The organism is Streptomyces sp. SID9727 (assembly GCF_010550605.1).
In the GTDB taxonomy this organism is placed as follows: domain Bacteria; phylum Actinomycetota; class Actinomycetes; order Streptomycetales; family Streptomycetaceae; genus Streptomyces.
The window spans coordinates 1-18,049 of sequence record NZ_JAAGNI010000193.1; the positions used below are offsets into that span (position 1 = coordinate 1).

17 protein-coding genes and 4 pseudogenes are annotated in these 18,049 nt (G+C 68.4%); 11 read left to right on the forward strand and 10 right to left on the reverse strand.

Annotated elements, in window-relative coordinates; all coding sequences use genetic code 11:
- The first annotated feature begins 4 nt into the window (after positions 1-4).
- From G3I41_RS12900 to G3I41_RS12910, 3 genes are all read left to right on the forward strand, one after another.
- A protein-coding gene (locus tag G3I41_RS12900; RefSeq protein WP_239081604.1) for an IS5 family transposase occupies positions 5-789 on the forward strand; the annotation gives its coding sequence in 2 pieces (ribosomal slippage) (positions 5-326 and positions 326-789; 786 coding nt in all).
- A gap of 33 nt (positions 790-822) precedes the next feature.
- The gene (locus tag G3I41_RS12905) at positions 823-1,218 is read left to right on the forward strand and encodes a hypothetical protein (protein ID WP_239081601.1); all 396 of its coding nucleotides are present in this window, start codon (positions 823-825) and stop codon (positions 1,216-1,218) included.
- Positions 1,219-1,337: 119 nt separating this feature from the next.
- Positions 1,338-1,793 carry a DUF4265 domain-containing protein gene (locus G3I41_RS12910; RefSeq protein WP_164400383.1) on the forward strand — a complete coding sequence of 152 codons (456 nt, stop codon included), beginning with the start codon at positions 1,338-1,340 and terminating at the stop codon, positions 1,791-1,793.
- Between the two features lie 321 nt (positions 1,794-2,114).
- Here G3I41_RS12910 and G3I41_RS37415 read toward each other — a convergent pair whose 3' ends face one another.
- The gene (locus G3I41_RS37415; RefSeq protein ID WP_275408405.1) at positions 2,115-2,240 is read right to left on the reverse strand and encodes a hypothetical protein; all 126 of its coding nucleotides are present in this window, start codon (positions 2,238-2,240) and stop codon (positions 2,115-2,117) included.
- Positions 2,241-3,868: 1,628 nt separating this feature from the next.
- Positions 3,869-4,888 carry a hypothetical protein gene (locus tag G3I41_RS12915; RefSeq protein WP_164400350.1) on the reverse strand — a complete coding sequence of 340 codons (1,020 nt, stop codon included), beginning with the start codon at positions 4,886-4,888 and terminating at the stop codon, positions 3,869-3,871.
- 757 nt (positions 4,889-5,645) lie between these two features.
- On the opposite strand from G3I41_RS12915, the pseudogene G3I41_RS12920 reads away from it, so the two are divergent.
- Positions 5,646-5,954, forward strand: a pseudogene (locus G3I41_RS12920) (transposase family protein); the annotation flags it as partial.
- 171 nt (positions 5,955-6,125) lie between these two features.
- Here the strand turns inward: G3I41_RS12920 and G3I41_RS12925 are convergent.
- A complete protein-coding gene (locus G3I41_RS12925; protein ID WP_164400351.1) occupies positions 6,126-6,992 on the reverse strand; it encodes a LysR family transcriptional regulator in 867 nt (288 codons plus the stop codon).
- Between the two features lie 60 nt (positions 6,993-7,052).
- On the opposite strand from G3I41_RS12925, the gene G3I41_RS12930 reads away from it, so the two are divergent.
- Positions 7,053-7,418, forward strand: coding sequence for a DoxX family protein (locus G3I41_RS12930; RefSeq protein WP_164400352.1), 366 nt, complete (start codon positions 7,053-7,055; stop codon positions 7,416-7,418).
- 171 nt (positions 7,419-7,589) lie between these two features.
- Here the strand turns inward: G3I41_RS12930 and G3I41_RS12935 are convergent, their stop codons facing one another.
- Positions 7,590-7,808: a hypothetical protein gene (locus tag G3I41_RS12935; RefSeq protein WP_164400353.1), complete on the reverse strand. Its 219-nt coding sequence runs from the start codon at positions 7,806-7,808 to the stop codon at positions 7,590-7,592.
- On the opposite strand from G3I41_RS12935, the pseudogene G3I41_RS36805 reads away from it, so the two are divergent.
- A pseudogene (locus G3I41_RS36805) lies at positions 7,798-7,917 on the forward strand (SAM-dependent methyltransferase); the annotation flags it as partial. The gene G3I41_RS12935 and the pseudogene G3I41_RS36805 sit on opposite strands and share 11 nt — an antisense overlap.
- A gap of 344 nt (positions 7,918-8,261) precedes the next feature.
- On the opposite strand, the gene G3I41_RS12940 reads toward G3I41_RS36805, so the two are convergent.
- Positions 8,262-8,813 (reverse strand): hypothetical protein, encoded by a 552-nt coding sequence (locus G3I41_RS12940; RefSeq protein WP_164400354.1) that lies wholly within the window; start codon positions 8,811-8,813, stop codon positions 8,262-8,264.
- An 854-nt stretch (positions 8,814-9,667) separates the two neighbouring features.
- Here G3I41_RS12940 and G3I41_RS12945 point away from each other — a divergent pair.
- The 5 genes and pseudogenes from G3I41_RS12945 to G3I41_RS12970 all read left to right on the forward strand — a co-directional run.
- Positions 9,668-10,597 (forward strand): annotated as a pseudogene (locus tag G3I41_RS12945) (IS5 family transposase).
- 198 nt (positions 10,598-10,795) lie between these two features.
- The gene (locus tag G3I41_RS12950; protein WP_164400355.1) at positions 10,796-11,407 is read left to right on the forward strand and encodes a hypothetical protein; all 612 of its coding nucleotides are present in this window, start codon (positions 10,796-10,798) and stop codon (positions 11,405-11,407) included.
- Between the two features lie 508 nt (positions 11,408-11,915).
- On the forward strand, positions 11,916-12,251 hold the full coding sequence (locus G3I41_RS12955) for an STAS domain-containing protein (protein WP_164400356.1): 336 nt from the start codon (positions 11,916-11,918) through the stop codon (positions 12,249-12,251).
- Between the two features lie 883 nt (positions 12,252-13,134).
- Positions 13,135-14,040 (forward strand): S41 family peptidase, encoded by a 906-nt coding sequence (locus tag G3I41_RS12965; protein WP_164400358.1) that lies wholly within the window; start codon positions 13,135-13,137, stop codon positions 14,038-14,040.
- Positions 14,041-14,085: 45 nt separating this feature from the next.
- A pseudogene (locus G3I41_RS12970) lies at positions 14,086-14,387 on the forward strand (transposase); the annotation flags it as partial.
- Between the two features lie 157 nt (positions 14,388-14,544).
- Here G3I41_RS12970 and G3I41_RS12975 read toward each other — a convergent pair.
- The 5 genes from G3I41_RS12975 to G3I41_RS12995 form a co-directional block, all read right to left on the reverse strand.
- Positions 14,545-14,964, reverse strand: coding sequence for a hypothetical protein (locus G3I41_RS12975; RefSeq protein WP_164400359.1), 420 nt, complete (start codon positions 14,962-14,964; stop codon positions 14,545-14,547).
- A 378-nt stretch (positions 14,965-15,342) separates the two neighbouring features.
- Positions 15,343-15,519 carry a fibronectin type III-like domain-contianing protein gene (locus G3I41_RS12980; RefSeq protein ID WP_239081602.1) on the reverse strand — a complete coding sequence of 59 codons (177 nt, stop codon included), beginning with the start codon at positions 15,517-15,519 and terminating at the stop codon, positions 15,343-15,345.
- A 365-nt stretch (positions 15,520-15,884) separates the two neighbouring features.
- The gene (locus G3I41_RS12985) at positions 15,885-16,181 is read right to left on the reverse strand and encodes a DUF1330 domain-containing protein (RefSeq protein ID WP_164400360.1); all 297 of its coding nucleotides are present in this window, start codon (positions 16,179-16,181) and stop codon (positions 15,885-15,887) included.
- Between the two features lie 33 nt (positions 16,182-16,214).
- Positions 16,215-17,648: an MFS transporter gene (locus tag G3I41_RS12990; RefSeq protein ID WP_164400361.1), complete on the reverse strand. Its 1,434-nt coding sequence runs from the start codon at positions 17,646-17,648 to the stop codon at positions 16,215-16,217.
- Positions 17,645-18,007: a MarR family transcriptional regulator gene (locus G3I41_RS12995; RefSeq protein WP_164400385.1), complete on the reverse strand. Its 363-nt coding sequence runs from the start codon at positions 18,005-18,007 to the stop codon at positions 17,645-17,647. Before G3I41_RS12995 ends, G3I41_RS12990 begins: the two co-directional genes overlap by 4 nt.
- Positions 18,008-18,049 lie beyond the last annotated feature (42 nt).

The following is an 18,049-nucleotide window of genomic DNA, read 5'->3' on the forward strand; positions in this document are numbered from 1 at the left end:
GCGCTTGGTGCCGGACGAGCTGTGGAAGCTGTTCCAGCGGGTGGTCCCGCCTGCTCCGGCCCGACCGCAGGGCGGCGGCCGTCGCCGGTACGGGGATCGCGAAGTGCTGGCCGCGATCGTTTTCGTGGCCACGACAGGCTGCACCTGGCGGCAGCTGCCGCCGGTCTTCGGTCCGTCGGGGCCGACTGCTCACCGGCGGTTCACCGAGTGGAGTGCCGCCCGAGTCTGGGCCAAGTTGCACCGCGTCATCCTGGATGAGCTGGGCTCGCGCGGCGGCCTGGACTGGTCGCGCTGCGCGATCGACTCGGTGAACATGCGGGCCCTGAAAGGGGGGAGCTGACAGGTCCGAATCCTGTCGATCGGGGCAAGAAGGGGTCGAAGATCCACTTGATCACCGAGCGGACCGGTCTGCCCATCTCCGTCGGGATCTCCGGCGCGAACCTCCACGACAGCCAGGCGCTTGAGCCGCTGGTGCGCGGCATTCCACCGATCCGGTCCCGCCGCGGCCCGCGCCGGCGACGGCCCGCCAAGCTCCACGCGGACAAGGGGTACGACTACGACCACCTGCGTCGTTGGCTCCGCTGGCGCGGCATCCGCCACCGCATCGCCCGAAGAGGCGTCGAATCCTCCACGAGACTGGGCCGGCATCGCTGGACGATCGAGCGAACGATGTCCTGGCTGGGCGGCTGCCGCCGCCTGCACCGTCGTTACGAGCGCAAGGCCGAGCACTTCCTGGCCTTCGTCGGCATCGCAGCCGCCCTCATCTGCTACCGCAGACTGACAACCTGACGGGCGACACCCGCAGGTGGGACGATCCACAGCATGATCGGATGGATGCACCACGCCCCGCGCTGGGCGGTCATATCGGCCTGCAGCATCGCAGCCGCCCTGCTCTTCATCGGGGCTTCCGCACACGTCACCGACCTTCAACGCCATGGTCTGCACCCGTACGACTGGGCGCCATGGTGGCTCAACCTCTACTGGTCGTCGCTGGCGCTGTTCGACACGCTCGCCGCCGTGCTACTGATCCGGGGCAAATGCCAAGGAATCGACCTCGCCTGCGTCATCGTGGCGACCGACCTCGCCGCCAACTGGTACGCGGCCTACGGCATCCAGGACAGCAACCTCGCCGCTCAGCCCCGCCTGCAACGGCTGGCAGTCTTCGCCGCCCTCGTTCTGGGAACGGCACCGTTCATCCGACGGCACCTCACCAATTGAGATGACGTCTTAAAGGGCAGCCCGGACCTCTGTTCGATGTGTGCGGGGTGAGTGCGGAATGATCTGGGTCGTGAACTCTGTGACTCCATTCCGAGCCCAGCACCCCTGAGAGCAGTCGGATCAAGGTGTGGTATCGGTTTGTGCCGCGCGAAGGCTGGCTCCCCTACGACACTGAGGGGCTCTGGGCCACTCACCTGAGCGGGGATACCGCCAGGGTGGAGAACGTCCCCTTCTTGCAAAACGGGGTGGCTGAGGGCGAGGTCGTGCGGTTCGTGACAGACACTGACGGACTCCACTGGGCGAAGGAACGGGTGGAGGCATCAGGTAACTGCACGGTCCGGGTCCTGCCTGTTCCCTCCGGCCCACTGGGGAGAAGTGCTCTGGCTGTGCATGAGCGGCTGTCGCCGTTCGGCCTGGGCGGTGAGGTCTTCAGCGAGGAGTTCCCTCTGGTCGCCGTCATGGTGCCGGCCGATGCAGACCTTGGCGGGATCAAGGCGTTGCTCGTCCGCGGCCAGAAGGAGGGGTGGTGGCACTTCGAAGTCGGTTGTGTCACCGTTGCGTGGCGCAGCGCGTAGGCCGGTCAGCGAGACCAGCCCCGCTGGGGGCAGGGCCGATGGACACCGCCGCAGCGGGCTTGCCCTGCCCACAGGCCTTACGCCTGCCAACGAGACGTGGGGGGCCAATCCGTGTCGTCCGAGCACTGACATCTAGAACGTGATGGATGAGCGGTCCATCGTCACGCCGCTCCGCGCCGCGTGGAACCAGCGTCAGAGCACCCGTCCTGCACGGGCTTCGGAGAAGAAGTAGCGCGCCTGCAGATCCGCCCACCCACGCGCTGGCCCCCGAGGCCTGGCCGGTGCCGGGCATGGCATGATGCCGGTCTCGCAGAGCGGGTGTCAGAGATTGATGACGGCCCAGATGCGGCGGCCGTCCGGTCCTGTGTCCGTCCCGCACCCCGTGACGGCGGGGTGCGCCGCGGTGATCCGGTGGAGGACGTCGTCGCCGCACGGTTCGTGCCCCACGGCGGAGGGGTGCGGTGGGAGAGGGCGAGGATGCATGCCTGCTGGTCCTGCTCTGACACGTGCACGCTGACACGCCGGCCGCCGTCGGCCACCGCGGCACCCACAAGCAGGCCTGTCACGGATTGGATCGCTTCCACGTTCGGTCCGTGCCCCCACTCCTTGAGCTGGTCGCACACCTTGCGCCGCAGACGCAGCCCCGTCCTCCGTCACCAGCTCCGCCAACACACCGGCGTCCGCATCCATGCCGCTGACCAGCAGGCATCCGTCAGCGGCCGCCACAGAAGACTGCCAGCCACCCACAATGCCAGCGACAGTGGCCCCAGCTCGCCGAACCGCTCCCCGACAAGAGCCCGCACCCAGCGGTCCTCGACGGGAGCCGCCGCCGACGACCAGCTCTTCGATCAGCTCCTGCGGGAGTCCCCGAGTGGATCGAGGCGGCACGCGCCGCGCGGATGCTGGGGTAAGCGGCCATTCAGAACTCGACGCGGCAACGTGCGATGGCGATCGTGCCCCGCGTCTGTGGCCGTCGTCCTGCAGTACCTCGAGGCATTGGCAGTGCCGGCCGAGCCGTGGCGTGCTGCGCTCGCGAGGGTCGTAGCGGCACGTTCCTGTCTTACGCAGGAGAACCGGCGCAGTCTGCCGGCAAGCACCAACGCGTCTGCATCGGGCTGAAACCGTGGGTGGACCACTACTACTGGAGCAAGGACGCCGAGAAACACTCGCCGGAACCCAGCCGCTGTCGCCGCCCACGAGTACGGAACACACTGGCGGCCTGTTCGCGCTCGCCTGCGCCATCGACGATCTGGTGCAGCAGGACGCGGTGGTCGAAGTCGTGACCTGCTGCGCGGAGTTCAGCCTCCGGGTCAGGTCGACGAAGGGCCTCGGGTTCGGTGAGTCCGAGGGCGGTGGCGGTCCTGTCCCAAGGGTGGTCGTCGGATCGGGCTGTCCCGAACCAACGACCGACTGATCCGAACGAAACTGCCCAGCTGTCCGGGGCCCTCACGCAGCATGGCGCCCAGGCATTCTCCGGGGCGCTGAGTTTGCACCACGGCCGCCCGGTGCGCGCAGCTGGCGAAGAGCGCCCCCTTCAGGCCGGCCGTGGTGGTTGCCGAAGCTGCTCGGAGCGTTGTGACGGCCTTCGGGACGCCTCAGCGTGTGCTGGCGCCAGACGAGCCGGGCCCGGGCGCAGCGGTGGTGATTCTTGCGTCCTTGCAGCCCCTCGGCGTGTTGCTGCGCCCTGGATGCGACGGTCGATCACTCCAACGGCGTGTGGACCGGACGGGGCGGCGATCGGCCAGCGACCGGCCGTGTCTTCCGCGTGAGCCCCGAGCATGATGGTTTCGATGTGCTGGATCGGTGTGCGTTCCGGAGCTGAAGAGTTTCCTACGATGAGGTCGATCGGCCGCCTGATCAGAGTGCGCGTTGAGCCACCCGAGGATAAGGCGACCGAAGATGACGGCCCATCCCGTGACGCGCGCTACGACGACGCGAACACGTCGTCATCGAAGCGGAGTCGAGGGACGTGTGTCAGCAACGCCACACCTGAGTCGCAGATTCGCGTTACGCGCCCTTACAGCAGCGGGCCGTTTCCGCTCTGCAGGACCGCGCGTTCGCGGCCCTGCGGATGCTTACCGCCATTCCAGGACGTACCCGTCACTCAGTGCTTCCTCCACACCAGGTTCGCTGATTTCTTTCGGGTTGGAGCCGGGGGCTGTGGATGACCGGTAATGCGTGAGGCGATTGCCCTGGAGAGAAGCGAAGATCATTTGCTTGCCGTCCGATGAGATGGCCTGCACCGTGTTCTTCCGGTCGTTCGCCGGGATGATGGGCTTGCCCATCGCGCTGTCCGGGACCTCTTCCTTTCCGGTGAGGTCCGACGTGTCCAGCGTCCAGAACGAGTTCCGTCGCTCGGGGGCAGTACTCAAGTCATCCAGTATGCCGCCCGACCCGCACAGCACCCTCACCTCGTCGAGCCAGCCGAAGCAGTCGCTGGCGTAATAGTGCAGGCGGTTGTCCGGCAGGGTACTGAGCAGAACGCTGTCCTGCGGGAGGTCAACGACAGAGTCGCCGTCGATGCGAGCGAGCGCCTTGTGTCCACCAGGGCTGACCCAGACATTCCGACCGAACACGCCACGCACTGGGTCGTCGGCGAGCGCGAGGGACCCCATAGAGCCCTCCTCGCCGCTGCCGTGCTCGACGCGTGCGTGGTCTCCCGAGACGGAGCGGCTGGAGATCCGGACAGCGTCCGTGGAGAGGTCGAGCTCAGTGAACCAGACGGCACCACCGTCCCTGGCGAAGACGGCTTGTTCCTCGTGGGGGGCGTTCCCGAAATCGTCATCTGCCGTGCGTGACAGCTGGGTCACCTTGCCGTTTACGTCGACGTAACCCACGCGGGTCGCCTCGGTCTCAGGGTCGAGGAGTACGACCGCCATCCGTGTGTAGCCCTCGTCGAAGAGTTGTCGCAGCGGTGAATCCGGAATCGCGCGGGGGGCGTCATCGGGGGGATCGCTGCACAGGTCGGTCAGGGGCGATCCGATGATAGGGCCGTCGCTGGGGTAGAAATCTTTGACCACGGCGTCGACCGGGACAGAGAAGGTGCGCGAAGTGGTCCGCTCCCAGGTCTGCGCGTCCCAGCCCGTGACCGTCACACGAGTCCGGTCATCCTCCGACACCGAGCATGAGGCCGTAACAATTACGCCCGCGTCGGGGAATGCCGCAGTGCCTGATCGCTGGTCTTCGCGTCCGGTGGGGCCGTGCCGGTCCTCTGTTCCGCTGGAGGGTTCTGAGCCGCCACACGCCGTCATAAGAGTGATAAGCGCCATGGTGATTGCCAGTGCCGTCCAACGCCCGCCCGTGGGCGTACTGTTGCTTCTGCGTACTAATCGTGTGCGCATGCCCTGCCTCTCGCGACTCTCCCACCTGACAGTGTCCGCACAATCGTATTGCTGACGCCGGGAGTTAGCGCCGACGTCGGTTCAGCGGAGCTTCTGTATGCGGTGCGACACGCCGAACTGCCCCGGCAGCGGCCAGGCGTGACCATCTAAGCAACCCGACCGCAGCCACGCCGACCAGCCCGCAGCAGGGGCTGGTCGGCGTCTCCCGATGATTGGCGGTCACTCTCCGTCTACGGCATCCGGACCGCGCAGTGGTCGCAAGCCTCCGGGCAGGTCGGGGAGCTGGAATGAGTAACCGAGCGCTCCCTCGCGAAGGCGGCCCTCGCCGGTCTCTTCGCCTCCGGTGCCTCCGTGCCGGTGCTGCACGACCTGATCGGCTGACCTGGGGGGGCAGAATCTTCCTGCCCGCTCCCCCTTTCGCCGGGGCCGGGCGAGCGGAGGCGGATGGCCTGCGCGGGCCGGCGGCCGCCGCCGCGTCTTCGCCGCCCTCGGAACCATCGACCTGGTTCACGCCGCCCACGACCTGACCGCCGCACGAACCCACGGGATCATCGACGCGCTCGCCGCGGCCGAACTCAAGTGCTGCGCGGACAAGGCGTGCCAAGGAGCCGGCCACCCCGTACGCGTCCCGTTCCGTGGCCGACGCCTCAAACGGTGGCAGCGTCGACACAACAGCACGCACGCCAAGATCCGCTGCCTCGGCGAGCAGGCCATGGCCACTCTGAAGAGCTGGCGCCTTCTGCGGAAGCTCCGCTGCAGCGCCAACCGCATCACCGCGAACCTCCAGGCCATCCTCGTCCTTCACCACGCGTCAGCGTGAGGTTGAAAAAGGCTCGTTGAGTGCCGTCGGGGTCGGCACGGCGCATGCGCACCCGGCCCGGTCGCCGGGATGTGCTGCGGGCGAGCCGTTCGACACGGCCGTCGCCGGGTGTGACTCCGATCCGGTCGATCAGCGCGTCGACGGTCTGCCGCCCACGGCGTCAACTCCGGCTCAGTGTGCGATGGCCATCACCAGCTCATCCAGCACCACCGCGTGCGTCCGCACCCGAGGCCGGGCCAGCCCCACCTGGCTCGGTGAAACCCCGCGGACTGGACGGAACACTACGTCCGGGTGGGAGTAGAAACGGGCCACCGATGCCGGGGCCAACGCCACGCAGCCACCGGCCACCGCTGCGAGCCACTCGTCGGGACGGCTGGTGACGGCGCCGACCCGGACGGGGCGCCCGTCCCGTTCTTCAGCCGCCAGCCAGTGCTCTCTCCAGGCTCCGGTCTGGTCTCCGGCCGCGACAAACGGCTCGTCCCACAGGTCCTGGAAATCCACCGTCTCGCGGTTCGCCAGCGGATGCCGAGCTGGTAGCAACACCCCACGCTCCTCAACGAACAACTCCCGCACCACTAAACCCTCCTGCCCCGGAAACGGCAAACGCACCACCGCCGCATCCACCTCACCCCGAACCAGCCCGGCGCTCGGGTCGGACCAGTCGAACTGCCGCAGGTCCACCCGCCACTCCGGACGCGTCTGGCGGAACTCTGCGATGACCTCGAGGACGGCACCCACTGCGCCCGCGTCCAGGAAGCCCAGGCGCAGCACCCGCGCCGCCCGGCCAGTTGCCTGTACCGCCTCGTCCCAGCCGTCGAGCAGCGCGGGCACCCGCGAGGCGAGTTCACGACCAGCCTCGGTCAGCGCCATCCCCGACCGCGAACGCGTGAAGAGTCGTACTCCAAGATCGTCCTCCAGCCGCCGGATCTGCTTGGTCAGCGCAGGCTGTGAGACGAACAGCCCTTCCGCTGCCCCGGTCAGGCTGCCCTTCTCCGCCACTGCGGCGAAGTACCGAAGCAAGCGTGTGTCCACGTCCATGCCGCCAGGTTATAGAAGCAGGTATTGGACGGTGCCGAAGCGCCCACAGAACCTGGGGGCATGACCGGTACCCAGCTCGCGCTCCTCGTCGTCACCCTGTTCACCGCCGCCATCAACGCCGGTATCGCCGCCACCGACCTGGCCGGAGCGCGCTTCGTGCTAGCCAACTCGGCGGAGGTAGGTGTCCCCCGATCCTGGCTGCCTCGACTGGCCGCCCTCAAGCTGGCTGGTTCGGCGGGCCTCCTCCTCGGCCTCTGCGACGCCGCACTGCGCCCCCTCGGCGCCGCCGCGGCCTGCGGTCTCAGCCTGTTCTACCTGGGCGCGCTCGTCTTCCATCTACGCGCCCGTGTGCTCTACAACCTGGCGTTTCCCGGTTTCTACTTCGCCACCGCCGTCGCCTCGCTCGCCTTGAACGTGTCCTCCTGATGGGGGCACTACTCAACGTTCGATGGGAACACTCAAGGCCATCAGGGAAACGGAGGGAGTCCATCCATCGATGAGAGCCTCTGTTCGAACTACGGGGCAAGGCCCGGCTCGCCCACCCCAGGATCTACCCCACGCTCACGTTAAGGCGGACCACTGCCGCTCCTGAAGTCGTTAGCGGAAGTCGTAGCCCTCATCCATGCCGCTGGAGAGATAGATCTCCTCGGCTCCAGCGAACGAGTGCCCCTCAGGCTCCTCCTCTTGATCGAGGAAGTCCGGAACCTCCAACTGATCGTCACCGATCGTGCATCGGCAGGGAAAGGCCTCCTGTGAGGGGTCACCGTTGACGAAACTGTTGACGACACGGTCATGCAAAGGTCCCGTCTTCTCCACCCTCGCCCACTACCTGACCGGCGCCCCCGCACAACCCGACGTCACCCCGGCCGACGTGCCCGCGAAGACCCCGGACGGCGACGGCACCACCATGCGCCGCTGGGTACTCCAAGTACATCTGGGCCAAAGCCCTGGGCCAAGCCGGGTTCACCTCGATCCACACCAAAGAGGTGCCTGCCGACGAGGGCCCCAGCCCGCCGCCACCCTCATCATCACAGCCCAACGCCCCACCACCCGACCGCGAACACAGATTCCGCCGGCCAGAGATCCGGACCTTGGGGCAGCGGTGCGTGCACAGCAGAGAAGCGAGACGCCGGGCCTCCCGACATCTCAGAACGGCTCACCGCCGCACAGGCAGTCAGCTAGAAACGCCACCGCTAGCCCCAATGCCTCGGTGCGCGCGTCGTCCACCGGGACCGGTCACTGCAGCTTGCCCGCCCGGCGCGGCTCGGGTCACGAACGCCGACTGCTGCGCCGAGAGCGCCGTACGGGAGCAGTGTCCTTGGCGCCCGGAGCGGCGGGCGAGGAGAAGCCGCTGGCAACGACCGCACGCTCCCGTACAGGGGCTGCCACCTGTGTCACGGCGCGCTCGGGGGTGCGGCGGGGGCGCTCGGCGCGGGCCAGGACCGTGGCGTTCGGGATCAGCGGCGCACACGCTTCACAGACCTCTTCGACGCTCCAGACACGGCGCATGACGGGGTCGTGGCGCAGGATCAGCAGGACGGCGCCTGCGCAGTGGGTTTTGGTGTCGGGGTGGGCTTCGCAGCTCTGGAGGCCGCAGTGGCATCGGGCGTTGGGGCGGATGGTTGCTGCTTTCGCGTGGGCGGCGGCGTGCCGGGCGGCGAAAGTGCGTAGTGCGGCGAGGTCCTCGGAGCGGGCCGGCATCCGGCACGCCGTCGTGCTGCAGGTGACGGAGGCGGAGGTCCGGCCGTAGCCGATGATGCGAATGGTCCAGGCCCGGCCGGGGACCCGGTCGGTAGTTGTTTCGGTGTGCACGGTCGTCACGGCCGCATGCTCCAAGGTGCTCAGCAAGGTCGATTTGAGATGGCTCCACTATGAGCTACCCGCTGCGGCACGGGGTAACAGATTCCACCCGGCGGTTCCCTGCCGCCCCCGCAGGGCCCGACTGGGGCGACGACCGTGGCCGAAAGCTGGCTTCTCCGTCCCTCCGCGCGACGGGCCGCCACCCCGCCAGACATGGGCAAGACCTCAGGACCGGGGATGGCCCGACCCCGAGGGCTCGTGGCTATGGCCGGTGGTCGGGGGTGGCGCTGCTGAAGAACTGCCAGGGCTTCGTCGGTAAGTGCGGGGTCGATGAGGTAGCCGGCCAGGTCGTGTCTGTTCTAGCGATCGTGCTGTTGGGGGATGGTGATGGTGACGGCTTCCTCGGTGCGCCCGGCTTCGGCGAGCAGCCCAGCGATGTGTTCCGCCGCGATCAAGTAGCGCCTTGCGGGGGGGCGGGCGTGTTCGACCGCGTCGTCGCCCCCTCTGCAGGAGGCGGGTCACAGCAGGGATCGAAGTGGCCCAGCGGATCGCCGCCCGGCCGAAGCCGGAGCACGAACGCCTCACCGAACTGGTTGAGCTGAGTCATCAGGGCGACATGTGAAGACCTGGTTCAGGACCGTCAGGGTGAAGATGCGTATCAGGTGCGTCGGCACAGCCTCCGACATCATGGAGGCGCCCGCCGCTAGAGCGTGCTGGCAGGCAGGAAGGGGAGCCGTGATGCCGGTGGAGTCGCAGAACTTCACACAGGACAGGTCGATGACCAGGCGCTGCCCTGGGAAGAGATGAAGAGCCTCGGTTCTAGGCACTGTTTCTCGGATCTCGCGACGTGGGGGCGTTGGGGTCAGGCTGGCTGTATGGGCCGTGGGGCTCTGACGCATGCGGAGTGGGATCGACTGGAGGCGTTCTTACCTCCAAGTGGTGCGCGTGGTGGTCGGTAGAGCGACCACCGTCGGGTGATCATCGGGGTTCTCTATCGGGTGCGGACCGGTGTGCCGGCCGGTTCTGCCCGAGCTGTTCGGACCGTGGGAGACGGTCTATAAGCGACATCGCCGCTGGTCAGCTGATGGAACCTGGTAGATGCTGCTGTTCCGCATCCAGGCAGCTGATGACGCGGCGGGCAGGGTCGACTGGGACGTGTCGGTGGACTCGACAGCAATACGTGCCCACCAGCACGCTGCCGGTGCGAGGAATGCACCCCCGGCCGCCGTTCCTCAGAAGGGGGCCGCGCGAGGGACGAATCAGGTCGATCCGGTGCTGCGGAAACTGGCCGTCCGGCTGGAGGAGGTGGTCAGATCGGCGAGTGCCTGGGACGTTCCCGCGGAGGATGCACCACCAAGCTCCACCTCATCGCCGACGGGCGATGCCAGCCCCCCGCGCTCGTCCTGACACCCGGACACTACGGGGACGGACCCCAACTCGAACGGGTCCTGGAGCAGGTGTCGGTGCCCCGCACCGGAGTCGGCCGGCCTCGCACCCGGCCTGACCGTGCCCTGGCGGACAGGGCGTACACGTCGCGCGGAAACCGCCGCGACCTGCGGCGACGCGGTATCCCGGACACGATCCCCGAACGCCTCGACCAGCAAAGACATCGCAAGGACCGAGGCTCCCGAGGCGGCCGACCCACCTGCGTCCACGGCGAGCGCTACAGGAAGCGCAGCACCGTCGAACGCACCATCAACCGCCTCAAAGGCTTCCGGACTGTCGCCATCCGCTACGAGAAACGCGCCTCCATCTACCTCGGGACCATCACCCTCGCAGCCCTCGCCATCTGGCTCAGAACGTGATCCGAGAAACAGTGCCTAGGTTGGCGTGGAGCCCGCGAGCCCCCCACGATTCGAACGAGAGGCCCTGACTGCCGCCGAGGTTATTCACATTCACATGCGGAAGAAAGCGTTCATACATGTGCAGACACCCGTCGGGCAGGCGTCTGCAATAGGGATCGGCCAGTACCGGTCCGTCGTGCAGTGCGCCCAGGGGTGATGATGACCGAAGACCTGAGAAGTGCGGTGGACAGAAAGCCGGATGAGCCGGTCGACTGGGAGGCCGAGCGCCGCTGGAACGACCGGCCCTGGGTGCAGGTGGGGCTCATCGTGCTCGTCGCTTCCGGGGCGGCCATCGCGCTGAACGTCGCACTGAGCGTCACACTCGGGCATCCGAACAACGGGGGAATCGGTGGCGGCCTCGGTGCGGTGATCGCCTCATGGTGGAACGGCAGGCGTGTGCGTCGACAGATTGCCGAGGAGACCGGACTGAGCCCGTGGCAGGTGCCGATCGTCGGTCGATGGCTGCGCCAGGGGCACATTCCCCGCGATCCGCAGGCCCGAAAGGCCATGGCCGCGCTCGTGCGGAAACAGCAGCGTGCACTGACGAAGGGCAGGCGCTGGGTGCTGCCAGCCATGATGGCTGCCTTCGCCGCCGGCGGGGTCGTGTCCTTGGTACTCGGGGAATTCGCGCTCGGGATCGTGCTGTTGGTGGCCTCCGCGCTACTGATACCCGCACTCCTCACCCAGCGACGCAACATCGGACGACTCCCCCAGATCGAACAGGAACTCGCAGCACCGACAGGAGCGGCGGCCCCGCCCGTCGGCTCCTGAACACGGCGTGCGGACCCGGCAAGCGGGCCTGGTGGACGGACCTGGACGCGGGAGGTCGTGCTCCGAGCCAGGGCCTCGCCTTTGGATCACAGGGCAGGCCAGAGGAAGACTCCTGCGATGTGGAGCCCGGCCAGGTAGACCGTCGCGGTCTTCTCGTAGCGGGTCGCGAGCCCTCGCCACTGTTTCAAGCACAAAGAGCAGGTCCGGCTCGGCAGTGCGGCAGACCGCGTCCTTACGCCACGCTTCCTGATCGTCCTCGCCCACCCCGCTCGCGCCCTCTCCCCGGCCCGGCCCGCCGCTTCCTGTGATCTTGTAGGTGGACACGTGCGTGAAAGGTGGCATACGCCGATGGCAAAGTAGAGTGGCGGCGCGAGGCCATTCTTTCGAGTGAACCGGCCTTGACAAGTTCAGTGCCGAACCGGTCGAGGCGGCGTTTCGTGCCTGGCAGCGACGAGGGCGGCCGCCGGACGGGTGTACTACGTGCTCGTCGAGTGCCAGGATCGGCCGTATGACGACTCATGAATTCCGGCAGGCAGGTGGGCCGGTGCCGGCCCTGGCCCCGGACGGAGACGTCGACACCGAGTCCCTGCCCGCGCTGCAAGCTCAGGCGGACACCGCGCTCGCCGAGCACGGCACGGTCCTACGCGACGCCCACCGCATCGACTTCGCCGACTCCTCCTTCCTGCACCTGGTCCTCGCCCTCCACGACCAGGGCGACCTCAAAAGCGCCGACCCCTCCATCGCCGTCCGACACCTCTTTCAGCTCGTCGGCGCCGACACCCTCCCCAACCTCTGCCCCACCATCCACGCAGCACAAGCAGCCACCCACACCAGCCACAACTGACCCGCACCTACGCGGGCCACAGCACCCACCCGGCACGGCAAGAGACTGCTCTCCTGGTCGGATACTCCGGTGCAGGTCACGTGGTGTGACCGCGGTCATCTAGGGCGGCGGGAGGACAGGAAGGACCAAGCGGTGACGACTGTGGTGCTGCGCTCGACCGATCTGACGCTGAGGCCGTGGGAGCCGGGTGCCGTCGGCGCGCAGGCGGCGTTGACCGATGACGAGGAAGTGCGCCGCTGGACGTCGCACCGCGTGGCGGGCTGCAGGACGCGGTGCGCTGGATCGCGACCCAGGAGGCGGGCTGGAAGTCCGGGAAGCGGCTCAGCTTCGCCATCCTCAGGACGGGGCGGGCCGTGGGGCACGTCGTTCTCAAACAGTCCGGCGGCGAGGCGCACGGTGAAGTCGGCTACTGGACGGGTGCCTCGGCACGGGGCCTCGGCGTTGCTTCCAGGGCCGTGGAACTGTTGACGACCTGGGCCTTCGACACCAGGACGGAAGCGGGACTCAGCCGTCTGCAACTGATCCACAACGCCGGCAACCCCGCCTCCTGCCGCGTCGCGCAGAAGGCGGGCCACACCCTGGAGAGCATCCTGCCGCCTCGTGCCCCGCACGAGGCCGAGGGACATTGCCACGCGCACGAACGCGGGGCCGTCTTGACCAGCCGTGTCACGCAGCAAGCATGTCTCTCCGGGCGGCTGGCACGTTCGGCGACCCGTGGTGGCAATCGGGCCTCTCCGCGGGGGAATCCGCAGCAGTGGCCGGAGGAGCCGACACCGGGAGCCAGGAGCGAGAGTGCGCACCACCGTCCGGCTGTGTGCGGCGGGTGTGGCCGCGCATGCCCTCGTATGGACGCTTGCGCAAACGCGGTGATGTACTGCGCGCCATGACTACTGTGACGATGCTTCAGCCCGGCCCTGTCATCGACGACATTGTTGGACTTCTGACCGAGCACTATGTCTTCCCCGGGATGGCCGAACAGCTCGCCGAGCTGCTGCATGTGCGGCTCGCCGAGGGCGCTTACACCGTCGCCCAGCCCGAGGAACTCGCCCGGCTGGTCACTGCGGACCTGCAGTCCGTCAACGGCGACCGGCATCTGAGTCTGCAGTACCACGCAGACCAGGTGCCTGCGAAGAAGGGAGCGGCGGTCCTGGAATCCATTCGCGGCGACTTCGACGCCTCGCTGGGCGGCGCCCCGCGGGTGGAATTGCTTGACGGAGGCATTGCCGTGCTGGAGCTGGCACCGATGCTGTTTCCGCTGGAATGGGCCGCCGAACCACTGAGCGCCGCGCTCTCCTTGATCTCCCGTGCCCGGGCGCTGATCGTGGACCTGCGGGGCAACCGGGGCGGTGACCCCGACACGGTCGCCTTTGTCTGCAGCTACCTCCTGGACAAGCGAACCCATCTCAATTCCATGTACTGGCGTGGCGGAGAGCGCACCGAGCAGTCCTGGAGTCAGCCGCACGTCCCCGGCGCCCGCTTCGGCGGAAGCAAGCCCTTGTACGTCCTGACCAGCAACCACACCTTCTCCGCAGCCGAGGAGCTTGCCTACGATCTGCAACAACTCGGTCGCGGGGTGATCGTCGGCGAGCCCACCCGCGGTGGGGCACATCCCAGGGAAGGGTGGACCGTGCACCCGCATCTGGAAGTCTCCATCCCCATCGGCCGTGCGATCAACCCGGTCTCCGGCAAAAACTGGGAAGGTACCGGTGTACAGCCCGACATACCCTGCGCTGCCGCGGAGGCGCTCCAACGGGCACACACCCTGGCCCGCGCCGAGATGGCCGGTTGAGTCTCCGACAACTCAGCGCCCAGTTCCTCCCCACAACCGAAGCGGGGCCCGATCGTGCTCGTCTGGGACAACCTGCACGTGCTCGAGGGCGCTAGCTTCCGGGAGTTCGCCGAAGCCCGGGACTGGCTGACCATCTGCTACCTGCCGCCCTACGCACCCGACCTCAACCCCGTCGAAGGGATCCGGTCACTGCTGCGGCGGGGCTTGCTCTCCAACGTCGCCTTCAGCACCCCTGAACACCTCGTCCAGCGCATCCGACGCGGTCTGCGGCACATTCAGTATCGCACCGACCTCATCGATGGATGCCTGGATGCCCTGCCGAGACCGGCCTGGCCATCGCCCCCTGACCGCAGGCGCCACAACGAGTCCGACCTCAGTAATCGACGCGCACGACACCAGTCACGGCAGGGCAATGGTCGTCGCCAGGGCCATGATCACCATCGAGGGCGCACAGAATCACGCCGGCGTTGTGGATGACTGGATCGCCTCGGGCCGCCTGCGGCGTCAGGTGGTCTCGCGGCGCTTCTTCATCTCGGCTTCGGCGATGTGGTCGCGGCCGCCGCTCAGGGCGTCGCGCACCCGGCGTTCGACTTCGGTGAAGCGCCGGTGGTAACCCTCGTCGTACGCTTCGACGATCTGGAACGTCCACATGCCCGGGAGGACGTCCGTGCCCTGTACCTCGCGCTCGACCAGGTCGGCCTGTTCGTCGTGTCCGGCCTCCCGCAGCCGGCGCACCGCCTCGCCCACCGCCTTGTCCGCGCCGCCCGTCAGCTGATGGAAGTCGTACAGGCGCCCGCGGGCCCGCTGCGTGGTTTCCAGGGCCTGGGAAAGCAGCCCGAGTGCCTCCACCGTGGCGTCGTCCATCCCCGCCGGCCGCTCGTGCCGTTGCGGTCCCCGAGCCTCTCCCCGCACGTTGTCGGCCATCGCCGCCCGCCTTCCTTCAAGTAGCGGGCCCGTGTCCGCCCGCCGGTCCGGCTCCAGTCTGCTCCAGCAGGCAGCGGACAACGCTCAAGCATCACGGACGCGTGTCCCCGACGGCCGCTTCCCCGGGGCGCCAGGCCAGCGGGCGGGATCGGGACCCGCACGGTGACCTGCAGCCACCGCATGATCTTTTGCCTCCACACGCTGATGATCAACGGTGGCCGCAGTCACTACAGGCAGGAGGAGCACTCTGCAGATCGCCGGCGTCGACGTGTACGTCGACCACCCTGTGAACCAGTGGGGCAACGGTGGTCGACGCCTGCTGAGACTGCGTCGACCCGTTCTCATGAGCTTGCCCGCTCGCGTGACTGAGGCGCGGGGTCAGTTGATGGACAGTGTCCTCTGTGCCGTCACGGTGCGGGAGTCGCGTGCGGTGGCGAGGGTGAGTTTGCGGAAGCCGACGAGCCTGCGTCGCTCGGCGTCCGCCGCGGCAGGCGGTGTGGCGTAGAGCTGCACGGTCTCAGTGCCCTGGCGTTTGCCCTTGTTGGTAACGGTCACGGACAGGGTGACGGTCTTGGCGGGTCGGGTTACAGGCCGCCTCGATGTGTGAGTGTGGCGACGTCGGATTTTTTTGTGACGGCATGAAGGCTCCGTTCAAGTGCCGCGAATTCAGTGATTTTCTTCGAGCCGGGCGTCGGCGGCTCTTCGGCGGGCTGCCGTGCGGCGCCTCACCGTGCGGGCCAGGGCTCCGGCCAGGGCCCCGGTCGCCAGCACCAGGAGCCGGAGAACGTACGGCGCTGTTTCCACCCCTCGGCGGAGCCAATCGCCGAGGTCACCGGCTTGCTTGCCTCTGGAGACAGTCGGCGCTGACCTCGTCAGCGGCAGTCGCGTCGAGCTTCAGTGAAGATCCGGCTGGACCTCGGTCAGTCGAGGCCTTCGATGATGCGGAAGTCGCGTTCGAAACCGTCGGGGAGTTCGGCGAGCGCCTTCTGGTAGGCCGCGCTCGCGCGTGCGGCGACGGCCTGTTCGAAGCTGTCGAACTCGATCAGGACGACGCGCTCGGCGATTCCGGCTTCGTGTGCGTCGACCCGGCTGCCGATGCTGGCGAGCACCCGCCCGCCCGCGGCCGCGACGGCTAGACCTGCCAGTTCGTTGTAGACATCAAGCCTCTCGGGGTCCTCGATGGTGGGGTAGACGCTGACCCAGTAGCCCTTGGGCATGGAACCTCCAGTGTTGGAATAAGTGCATGTGACTTACGGGATGGTCTCGGGTGGGCGTCGGCGGGCGAGGGCGATGCTTGTCAGTGTGGTGATCGCCATCGCGGCGACGCCGACCAGCGCCGCGGTGGTGTAGGCGCTGTCGTCGGGGAAGAGGTGGCCGGGGCCGGTGCCCGTGGCGAGGATCAGGCCGCCGATGGCGCTGCCCAGGGAGTACCCGACGCTGCGGACGACGTAGTTGAAGCTCATGGCGCTCGACGTCTCGCTCTTGGGGGTGACGGCCAGGATGACGCCGGGCATCGCGGCCGAGAAGCCGCCGACGCCGAAGCCGAGCACACCCATCGCCGCGAACAGTTCGGCCAGGTCCGACCGGTCCGCCGCGAACAGGGCGAACCCGCCGCCGACTACGACGGCGCTGCCGGCCAGGAGCAGGGGGTCGGTGATCCGCGTCCGGACCCGCGGCGTGAGCTTGCCGGCGACGAACCCCAGCACCGAGAACGGGATGAGGACCAGCCCGGCGACGAAGGTGGTCAGCCCGAAGCCGTAGCCGGCTCCGTGCGGCGTCTGCGCGTACCGGGTGATGAGCGTGAGCAGGAGGTACATGCCGATCCCACCGACAAACATGGCGAGGTTCGCCCCGGCGACCGCCGGGTGCCGCACTGCCCGCACATCGACCAGGGGCGTAGTGCTGCGCAGCTCGATGAAGGCCCAGACGCAGAGCAGCACCACCGCGGCGACGGCGAGGCCCGCCGCCACGGCGAGGTGCCGGCTCCACAGATTCCGTTCGCCGGCGAGGAACAGCACCAGGAGCAGCGCAGCGGCCAGGACGACCGCGCCTGCCACGTCGACGTGGGCGCAGCGGCCTTCGGGGGCATCGGGCATGGAGCGCCACGCGGTCAGGAGAGCGGCGGCGGTGACGACCAGGCCGAGGCCGTAGGCGGCCCGTACCCCGCCGAGCTCGGCGAGCAGTGCGGCCAGCGGGTAGCCGACGCCGGCCCCGATGATCGAGACCACCGAGATCAGGGCGATCACGGCCGCGCTGCGCTCCTCGGGGAGGTGGTCCCGGGCCACGCCCATCATCAGCGCCGTCAGCCCGAGCCCGACGCCCTGGGCCGCCCTGCCGGCCAGCAGCCCCGCGAACGGCAGCGGCAGTACGGTGACCGCGCTGCCGGCGACGACGACCGCCAGCGTGGCGAGGATCGTGGCCCGCCGGTGCGGGCCGGCTCCGAGCCGGCCCAGGACCGGCGTGGCGACGGCGCCGCTGAGAAGCGCGACGGTCAGCGTCCACTGCGCGCTGCCGAGCGAGACGTCGAACGAGGTCGCCACGCTGGTGATGAGCGGCGCCCCGAGGCTGGCGACCGCCGCCACGACCAGAGCGATGAACATCAGGGCAGGGACCAGCAGCCGCGCCTCGGAACGCGCCACCGGGAACGCCTTCGCCGCGACCTCACCGACCGGCTGCCCGGTCACTGCTTCGGCCCTTCGCGGTCCTGGCTTTCGAGCTCAGCCAGACGCTTCAGCGCTGGAACGGCCGCCACCAGTGCCTCGACCTCGTCGCCGGTGAGCTCGCCGATCAACCGCTCGAAGCCGTGGACGCCCGCCTGGCGCCGCGTCCGGACGTAGGAGGCGCCGGCCTCGGTCAGGCACACCAGCGTGACCCGCTTGTCGGACGCGTCGCCCCGCCGCTCGACCAGGCCGGACTTTTCCATCACCCGGACCAGGGCGGTCATCGCGGGCTGAGTGACGCCCTCGACCGCGGCCAGATCGGTGATGCGCCGCGGGCCGGTCCGGTCCAGGGTGGCCAGGGTGGCGGCGGACGTCAGGCTCATGTCCCGGGGCAGGCGTCTCGCGGCCCTGGTGGCCAGGCCGTA